The 7,178-nt window shown below is 66.8% G+C and carries 10 protein-coding genes and 1 pseudogene; 3 read left to right on the top strand and 8 right to left on the bottom strand.

Annotated elements, in window-relative coordinates; translation table 11 throughout:
- Positions 1–93: 93 nt before the first annotated feature.
- Genes D3654_RS03970 through D3654_RS03955 form a run of 4 tightly spaced genes read right to left on the bottom strand, consistent with a single transcriptional unit; the run spans position 94 to position 2,205 of the window.
- Positions 94–591 (bottom strand): YbaK/EbsC family protein, encoded by a 498-nt coding sequence (locus D3654_RS03970; RefSeq protein WP_120520225.1) that lies wholly within the window; start codon positions 589–591, stop codon positions 94–96.
- Complete coding sequence (locus D3654_RS03965) at positions 575–1,435, bottom strand: SURF1 family cytochrome oxidase biogenesis protein (RefSeq protein ID WP_120520224.1); 861 nt, start codon at positions 1,433–1,435, stop codon at positions 575–577. Before D3654_RS03965 ends, D3654_RS03970 begins: the two co-directional genes overlap by 17 nt.
- Positions 1,436–1,714 carry a hypothetical protein gene (locus D3654_RS03960; RefSeq protein WP_120520223.1) on the bottom strand — a complete coding sequence of 93 codons (279 nt, stop codon included), beginning with the start codon at positions 1,712–1,714 and terminating at the stop codon, positions 1,436–1,438.
- Positions 1,711–2,205: a DUF3099 domain-containing protein gene (locus tag D3654_RS03955; protein ID WP_120520222.1), complete on the bottom strand. Its 495-nt coding sequence runs from the start codon at positions 2,203–2,205 to the stop codon at positions 1,711–1,713. The genes D3654_RS03960 and D3654_RS03955 overlap by 4 nt, the downstream gene beginning before the upstream one ends.
- Before the next feature lie 210 nt (positions 2,206–2,415).
- Here D3654_RS03955 and D3654_RS03950 point away from each other — a divergent pair, with 210 nt between their 5' ends.
- Together D3654_RS03950 and D3654_RS03945 are read left to right on the top strand one after the other, a co-directional pair.
- Complete coding sequence (locus D3654_RS03950) at positions 2,416–3,138, top strand: beta-ketoacyl-ACP reductase (protein ID WP_120520221.1); 723 nt, start codon at positions 2,416–2,418, stop codon at positions 3,136–3,138.
- A 149-nt stretch (positions 3,139–3,287) separates the two neighbouring features.
- Positions 3,288–4,037 carry an SDR family oxidoreductase gene (locus D3654_RS03945; RefSeq protein WP_120520220.1) on the top strand — a complete coding sequence of 250 codons (750 nt, stop codon included), beginning with the start codon at positions 3,288–3,290 and terminating at the stop codon, positions 4,035–4,037.
- Positions 4,038–4,118: 81 nt separating this feature from the next.
- Here the strand turns inward: D3654_RS03945 and D3654_RS03940 are convergent, their stop codons facing one another.
- From D3654_RS03940 to D3654_RS03930, 3 genes and pseudogenes are all read right to left on the bottom strand, one after another.
- A complete protein-coding gene (locus D3654_RS03940) occupies positions 4,119–4,739 on the bottom strand; it encodes a DUF305 domain-containing protein (protein ID WP_120520232.1) in 621 nt (206 codons plus the stop codon).
- A gap of 148 nt (positions 4,740–4,887) precedes the next feature.
- The gene (locus D3654_RS03935; RefSeq protein ID WP_120520219.1) at positions 4,888–5,394 is read right to left on the bottom strand and encodes a hypothetical protein; all 507 of its coding nucleotides are present in this window, start codon (positions 5,392–5,394) and stop codon (positions 4,888–4,890) included.
- 90 nt (positions 5,395–5,484) lie between these two features.
- Positions 5,485–5,723, bottom strand: a pseudogene (locus tag D3654_RS03930) (heavy metal translocating P-type ATPase); the annotation flags it as partial.
- On the opposite strand from D3654_RS03930, the gene D3654_RS20365 reads away from it, so the two are divergent.
- Positions 5,710–5,877, top strand: a complete 168-nt coding sequence (locus D3654_RS20365) for a hypothetical protein (protein ID WP_162943608.1) — start codon at positions 5,710–5,712, stop codon at positions 5,875–5,877. The pseudogene D3654_RS03930 and the gene D3654_RS20365 sit on opposite strands and share 14 nt — an antisense overlap.
- Before the next feature lie 306 nt (positions 5,878–6,183).
- Here D3654_RS20365 and serB read toward each other — a convergent pair whose 3' ends face one another.
- Complete coding sequence (gene serB / locus D3654_RS03925; protein ID WP_120520218.1) at positions 6,184–7,077, bottom strand: phosphoserine phosphatase SerB; 894 nt, start codon at positions 7,075–7,077, stop codon at positions 6,184–6,186.
- Positions 7,078–7,178: the final 101 nt, after the last annotated feature.

Genomic DNA, 7,178 nt, shown 5'->3' with positions numbered 1-7,178 from the left:
CCGACGGATCTATCGAACCCTCAACGCGACAAACCACACCCGCAGCCAGGCTTGACGAACTATAGAAGGGTCAACAACTGCGAGCTACTTGGGTCAGCGCACCCGCAGGGGTTCGGCGCCGGTGATCCGGGCGAGATCCTCGTAGGTGATCGAGAACATCGAGGAGTGGTCGCCGCCGCCTGCCCACAGCAGCGGATGCTGCTCCAGGGATTCATCCAGGATGGTCCGGATGCGCCGCGGGTGCCCCACCGGGGCCACGCCGCCCACTTCCTGGCCGGTGTGCTCCAGGACGAAGTCCGGGCTGGCGCGGCGGACCTTTCCGCCGCCCAACTGCGCGGCCACAAGCGAGGTGTCCACCCGCGCGGCGCCGCTGGCTAGGATCAGGAGTGGTCCGCCGTCGAGCTCGAAGACCAGGCTGTTCGCGATCGCGGCGACGTCGCAGCCCAGCTGTTCTGCGGCTGCGGCCGCCGTCGGGACGCCGGTGCTGAAAAGCTGCATGGTGTCCGGCAGTCCGGCGGCCAGGAGCGCGCCCCTGACGTTGTCCACGGCGTCAGGGAATCCGGCCGGGTGTGCGTCAGTAGCCTTGGGCATCGAGAATCTCGTCTTCCTCTTCTTCGGATGTGCGGCGCTTGGACTTGCGGGCAAGCTTCGACGAGGCCTTGACCCGGGCGGCCGCGCCGAAATCGTCATCCTCGTCCTCGGCGTCGATCCGGGCATTTCTGGCCTGCTGCCGGGCGGCGTAGCCGAAACCCACGAACATGAGCACGCCGAACGCGAACCATTGCAGGGAATAGGAAAGGTGCGTCCCTTCATCCGTTTCGGGCTTGGGGAAGGCGACAGGCATCGACGCCGGTGCCGGGCTTTCGCTCGCCAGCTGGCCGTACGCGCCGGTCAGCAGCGGGTAGGGGAGTTCGGCGGCGTAACCGGGCAGCTCGATGGCCGCGAGCTGGCCTTCGACGGCGCCGCGGTCCAGTTTCGCTTCGCCCGGCTTCAGGCGCACGACGACGGTCACCTCGCCTGAGGGCGGGGTAGGGATGCTGTCCGGGTGGCCGGGGGTCTTGTTGCCGATGGGCAGCCAGCCGCGGTCGACGACGACGGCGTCCCCGCTGTCGAGACGGAACGGAACCACCACTTCGTACCCCGGTTGGCCGTTGAGCGGGCGGTTCCGCACCACACGCTGGCCCGCCACGTCGTAACGGCCGCGGAGTTCAACCTGGGTCCACTCCTTCTCCGGGTCCAGGGACTCGAACTGGCCTTTGGCTGCGCTGAAGGGGATCGGGGTGGCCGAGTAGTTGCTGACCACGCGGTTGATCTCGGCGAGGGTTTCAGCGCGCCGGTCCATCTGCCAGCGGCCCAGGAGGACACAGCCGGTGGCGAAGATCAAAGCCAGCACGAAGTAGCCCAGCCACTTGCTGGAGAAAAGAAAGCGGTACATTCAGCGGGCCCCGTCCTGTGCCGGGCCTGGCGTTTCCGCGGCAGTCTCCGGGGTGAAGGGGATGGTTTCCTTCCAGAGCCCGCGGGTCTGCAGGTAGTCCTCCAGCCAGCCGCGGTGCTCGCTGCAGGACAGCCACACCTTCCGCCGTTCAGGGGTGTGGATGCGCGGGTTGTTCCACAGCAGCTGCCAGCGTGCCTCGGCACGGCAGGCCTTGCGGGAACAGATTGCGGGTGCACCCTCGGGGCCGGCCGCGGGGGATCCGGGGAAGAGGAGGCTCACTCCGCCGCCTGCCCGCGGCTGTCGTCGGGCCTGCCTGCGGCGTCGGTGGCGTCGTTGTCGTCGACGATTTCGCCTTCCAGGATGGTCATCGGCTGGTCTGTCTCCGTTTCCTCTGGGGTGCCTGTTTCCTGCGACCGGTCCGGTCCTTCGAGTTCCGCCGCGGGAACGTAGTCCAGCAGGGCATCGCTGTGCACTTCGGCCTTGTCGCTGCCGTTGGCGATGACCACCGCGATCCATGGCAGCAGGACCGCACCGGCAACCGCCACGAGCTTTAACCAGCCGTCCACCACGAAGATCAGGATGATGCACACCATGCGGATGCCCATGGCCAGCGCATACTTGATCATCCGCTCGCGCATGTCTTCGGAATGGGCGGCCGCGGCGTCGGTGATGCTGTGCACTTCCGGGTACGCAGCATCCGGCACCGGGTCCCCGGCTCCCTTGTCCAAGGGGCGGTCATGTCTTGTCACAGCTTGTTCACCACGCTCCAAAATGCTCCCTTCAATTCTCTCACCACGGCACTTGGCGCCCAAACCGCACGCAACCGCCCCGGATGCAGCAGGGCCGTGCAGGCCGTCACCTCCGCCGTCGGCCGGTACGCCTTTCCGCAGGCGCGCCGGGCCGCGGCTAAGATCGATCCGGGAAAACAACCTTCTTCACAGTGCGGCAGCTTCCTGCCGCGGGATCACGGAGCACAGAGCATGTCTGAAACAGCAAACGGCCGGAGCGTACTCATCACCGGTGGCAACCGCGGGATCGGCCTGGCCATCGCCGAGGCGTTCCTTGCCAACGGAGACAAGGTCGCCGTGACCTACCGCAGCGAATCCCCGCTTCCCGAAGGCATCCTCGGCGTCCGTGCCGACGTCACGGACGAAGCCTCCCTTGACGCCGCGTTCAAGGAAGTCGAAGCCGCCCACGGCCCCGTGGAGGTGCTGGTCGCCAACGCCGGCATCACCAAGGACACCCTCCTGCTGCGGATGAGCGAAGACGACTTCACCTCCGTGCTGGACACGAACCTCACCGGTGCGTTCCGCGTGATCAAGCGTGCCTCAAAGGGCATGATCCGCCTGCGCAAGGGCCGCGTGGTGCTCATCTCCTCCGTGTCCGGCCTGTACGGTGCACCTGGCCAGATCAACTACTCCGCCTCGAAGGCCGGCCTGGTGGGCATTGCCCGCTCCCTGACCCGCGAACTCGGCAGCCGCGGCATCACCGCAAACGTGGTGGCGCCGGGCTTTATCAACACCGACATGACGGCCGAGCTCCCCGAGGACACCCAGAAGAGCTACCTGGCGAGCATCCCTGCCGGCCGCTTCGCGGAGGCCACCGAGGTTGCCAACGTCGTCCGCTGGATCGCCAGCGACGAGGCCGCCTACATCTCCGGCGCCGTCATCCCGGTCGACGGCGGCCTGGGCATGGGTCACTAAGCGGAGCCTCCGCTTCCCCCGCCGGTCCCCGCTGCCGCGGTTCCGTGCCGAGCTTTTGTGGAATGCCCACAACAGGAAAACGGCACTGCGCTGGCATGATGGATACCGGACCCGAACTGTTTTGGACGTCATGAACAAAAGGAGCCCGAATGGGACTACTCGATAACAAGACCGCAATCGTCACCGGATCGTCCCGGGGCATCGGCGCCGAGGTTGCCAAGATCCTCGCAGGCGAGGGTGCCGCCGTCGTCGTCAACTACCGCCAGAAGGCCCCCCGGGCCAACAAGGTCGTCAGCGGAATCCAGGAGGCCGGCGGCCGCGCCGTCGCCGTGGGCGCCGACCTGACCACGGTGGAAGGCGTGCAGGCACTGGCCAGCGCTGCCATGGAGGAATTCGGTTCCCTCGACGTCCTGGTCCTCAACGCCTCGGGCGGCATGGAATCGGGCATGGAAGAGGGCTACGCGCTCAAGCTCAACCGCGATGCCCAGCTGAACATGCTGAACGCTGCCGTCCCGCTGATGCCCGAAGGTTCCCGCGTGGTTTTCGTGACCAGCCACCAGGCCCACTTCATCGACACCGTCCCCACCATGCCGGAATACGAACCGGTGGCACGCAGCAAGCGCGCCGGTGAGGTGGCGCTGCGCGAACTGCTGCCGAACCTCGAGGAGAAGGGAATCTCCCTCGTGGTGGTCTCCGGCGACATGATCGAAGGCACTGTTACCGCGACGCTCCTCGACCGTTCCAACCCGGGCGCCATCGAGGCCCGCCGCGCCGAAGCCGGCAAGCTGTACTCCGTGGAGGAGTTCGCGGCCGAGGTCGCCAAGATGGTCACCGCCGACGTCGAAAGCGGCCACACCGAGTACGTCGGTGGCGCCGACTACTTCGGTAAGAGCGCCTAGTCTCTTCTGCCCGGCAAGGGCACCAACGGAAGTCCCGGACAGCACCTGCTGTCCGGGACTTCTTTTGTTGCGGTGTACGGATCAGATGGTGGTCAGCAGTTGCCGCATTTCCTTGATCTCGGCTTCCTGGGCACTGATGATGTCCTTGCTGAGCTGGATCGCGTCGGAGTTCTTGCCGCCGGCGCTTTCGGTCTTGGCCATGGTGATGGCGCCCTCGTGGTGGGTAATCATCTGGGTAAGAAAGAGCTTCGCGGCTTCTTTCCCTTGTGCGGCTTCGAGCTTGGCGATGTCGTCGGCGCCCATCATGCCGTCCATCCCGTGCCCTGAGGGCATCTGCATGGACTGGTTCCAGTCCTTCAGCCAACCTTTCATCTTCTCGATTTCCGGTCCCTGGGCAGCCTTGATGCGGTTGGCCAGGGCCGCGACTTCGGCGGAGATGCCCTGCTTCTTCAGGATCATCTCGCTCATCTCGATGGCCTGCTCATGGTGCGGAATCATCATCTGGGCAAAAATCACGTCCGCCGCGTTGTGGTCCGTTGCAGGTGCTGTTGCCGGGCTGGACGAGCCCATCATGCCGTGATCCATGCCCGGCATGGAGGTGCCGGAGGTACCGGACGAGCCAGGGGTACCGGAGCATCCGGCCAGGGCAATGGCCGCCGCGATGGCTGTTGCAGCGACGGGCAGGAGCTTCTTGGTGTTCATCAAAATCGGGTCCTTCAAGTCAGGGTGGGGCGCAAGGGCGCCCGCAAAACGGATGTTGTGCACGGTGGGCACGGCATGCCCGGCGGAAAACGCGGAGCCTGCCGGCCGGAGCAAGAGGTGCCGGCACTGAGGCCGGGCTGAGGCGGGCCTATGTTCTGCTGATGGACAGCTCGCCCGGTGAAGGACTTCCGGGACGGTAGGTCCAGGCAACGCGGGGCGCGTCTGCACCGCTCTGGAGTGGTGCCGGAACGTGGGCCCCGTTCTCCGGTGCAGGGGCGCTCAGGGTTCCCGTGCCCAGGGACGGGGTGCAGGCGGTGGCGGCGTGCTGGTCGGAGCAACTGCCCGAGCAGGAGCACTGCGTCGTCCCGGAATCGACCGCTCCGGCCGCGCCCTGCGCGGCGCCTGGTGCCGCCCCGGGGGCCGCTTCTGTGAAACGAGGTTCTGGCAGCCCGGACCCGTGGTGCGCGTGCCCCGGGTCGCCCTCCGCAGTGGCGGCGTCAACGGTTCCGGCATCCTTGATCACGGCTGCCGTATGCGCGGCGTGGGCGCCGGACATGATGTGCATGCCGAGAATCCCGGCGATCAGCGCGAGGACAACGCCCAGCAGGCCGGCCGCCGGCAGGAAGGCGCCGAAGGGCGTGCGCAGTGGCTTCACGCGGCGTCCTCCTTCCTGGGTGCTTGTTTCAGCCTACCGGCCGCCATGTCGCGTTGCTGCCGTATGGTGACGGAGACGGTCACGGACGAGTCAATGAACCTGGGACGGGTTCAGTCTCACCCGCCGCAGCAGTTGGGCGTTGAGGGCAACCACGATCGTGGAAGCCGACATCAGCACCGCACCGGCTGCCGGGAGAGGACAATCCCGGCGAACGCCAGCACGCCGGCGGCCAGGGGCACGGCGACGATGTTGTAGCCGGTCGCCCAAACGAGGTTCTGACACATCTTGGTGTAACTGGCGCGGGACAGATCGGCCATGAACAACACCGCGCCGGTCCTTGAACATCGCCGTGCTGTGCCCGGCGTGCTGGCCGTGGGTGTGCACGGTGTGCTCATCGTCGGTACCCCGGGCCGCTCCGTGGCCGGAGTGGCCGGAGTGGGCGGCGGGAGTGGTGTGGTGCAGGTCAGCTTCGCGCACAGGTGAGGCGTGATCGTGGTGAGGGTTGTGTTCTTCCATGACGGTGCTCCTCCAGTAACGGTCCAGCATCGCTTGTGGTGGTGCGGGCCGTGGCAGGTTCGGATGAGAGCTGGGGTTGAACGGCTGTGAAAGAGGAACCGCTCAGCCGGCCCTCCGGGACATACCACTTCACTGACAACACGACGAGAATACCCCCGGGGGGTATTTTATGCAAGAGGCGGGAAGTCTCCCGGATACGCAGAAGGCCGTGGCCCCTCCGCGCGGGAGGTGCCACGGCCTTCGCCGAACTAGAGGCCTGGCCCCCGGCCCGGCTCAGACACCTGCGATGTGCCGGACCGCGTCCAGATAGGGCATGTTGATGGCGGCGTCGGCCACGGCCCGCACCGCCGGCTTGGCGTTGAAGGCGACGCCGATTCCCGCCGCGCCGAGCATGTCGAGGTCGTTGGCGCCGTCGCCCACCGCGATGGTGTGCCCCAGCTCGATGCCCTCGGCGGCCGACCACTGGCGCAGGTATTTCTCCTTGGCCGCGCGGTCGATCACGTCTCCGATCACGCGGCCGGTCAGGGCGCCGTCGACGATTTCAAGCTCGTTGGCGATCCAGTAGTCCAGGCCCAGCTCTTCGGCGATCGGGCGCAGGATCTGGTTGAAGCCGCCGGACACCACGGCCACGGCGTGGCCCGCCGCCTTGAAAGCGGCCACAAGCTCCGCCGCACCCTCGCTCAGGCGAACCTCCGCGCGGACGGAATCGACGACGTCGACCGGCAGTCCGGCGAGCACGGCCACCCGGGCGTGCAGGCTCTGGGCGAAGTCCAGTTCGCCGCGCATGGCGGCTTCCGTGACGGCCGCGACTTCCTCGCGCTTGCCGGCGTGGGCGGCAAGGAGCTCGATGACTTCCTGCTGGATGAGGGTGGAGTCGACGTCCATGATGAGCAACTTGCGGGCCGCCTGGCGCAGGCTGTCCGGGACCACCGCGGTGTCCACGCCGGCGCCGGCGGCATCGGCCAGTACCCGGCGCAGCGCGGTGAGGTCCGCGGAGAGTCCGTTGTCCACGGTGAGGCCCAGCGTGTAGACGCTGAAGCGGTCGTCCCCGGAACGTGCCTCGGAGGTCAGGGATGCGCCTGCCGAGGCAAGCACATTCCGCAGGTTTTCCAGCTCCACGGGGGACAGATTCACGCCATAGCTGACGGCGGTCACGTTCGAACTCATGGCTGCAATCTTAGCCAGCGCGGCGGGGCTCCCTGAATTCCATGTGACGGCCCAAGGTATGACTGCCGGCCGGTTATCAATCGGCCCGGATTTTGTCCTAG

Origin of the sequence: Arthrobacter celericrescens (assembly GCF_003614925.1) — a bacterium.
Taxonomy (GTDB): Bacteria; Actinomycetota; Actinomycetes; order Actinomycetales; family Micrococcaceae; genus Arthrobacter; species Arthrobacter celericrescens.
The sequence above is the reverse complement of the archived record's forward strand: the minus strand, read 5'-3'. Positions and strand labels throughout refer to the sequence as shown.

Excerpts from the sequence above, each read along its gene's own strand:
- D3654_RS03945 (WP_120520220.1), top strand. The coding sequence starts at position 3,288 with ATGGGACTACTCGATAACAAGACCGCAATCGTCACCGGATCGTCCCGG.
- D3654_RS03965 (WP_120520224.1), bottom strand. The coding sequence starts at position 1,435 with ATGTACCGCTTTCTTTTCTCCAGCAAGTGGCTGGGCTACTTCGTGCTG.
- D3654_RS03950 (WP_120520221.1), top strand. The coding sequence starts at position 2,416 with ATGTCTGAAACAGCAAACGGCCGGAGCGTACTCATCACCGGTGGCAAC.
- serB (WP_120520218.1), bottom strand. The coding sequence starts at position 7,077 with ATGAGTTCGAACGTGACCGCCGTCAGCTATGGCGTGAATCTGTCCCCC.
- D3654_RS03940 (WP_120520232.1), bottom strand. The coding sequence starts at position 4,739 with ATGAACACCAAGAAGCTCCTGCCCGTCGCTGCAACAGCCATCGCGGCG.
- D3654_RS03970 (WP_120520225.1), bottom strand. The coding sequence starts at position 591 with ATGCCCAAGGCTACTGACGCACACCCGGCCGGATTCCCTGACGCCGTG.
- D3654_RS20365 (WP_162943608.1), top strand. The coding sequence starts at position 5,710 with ATGAACAACACCGCGCCGGTCCTTGAACATCGCCGTGCTGTGCCCGGC.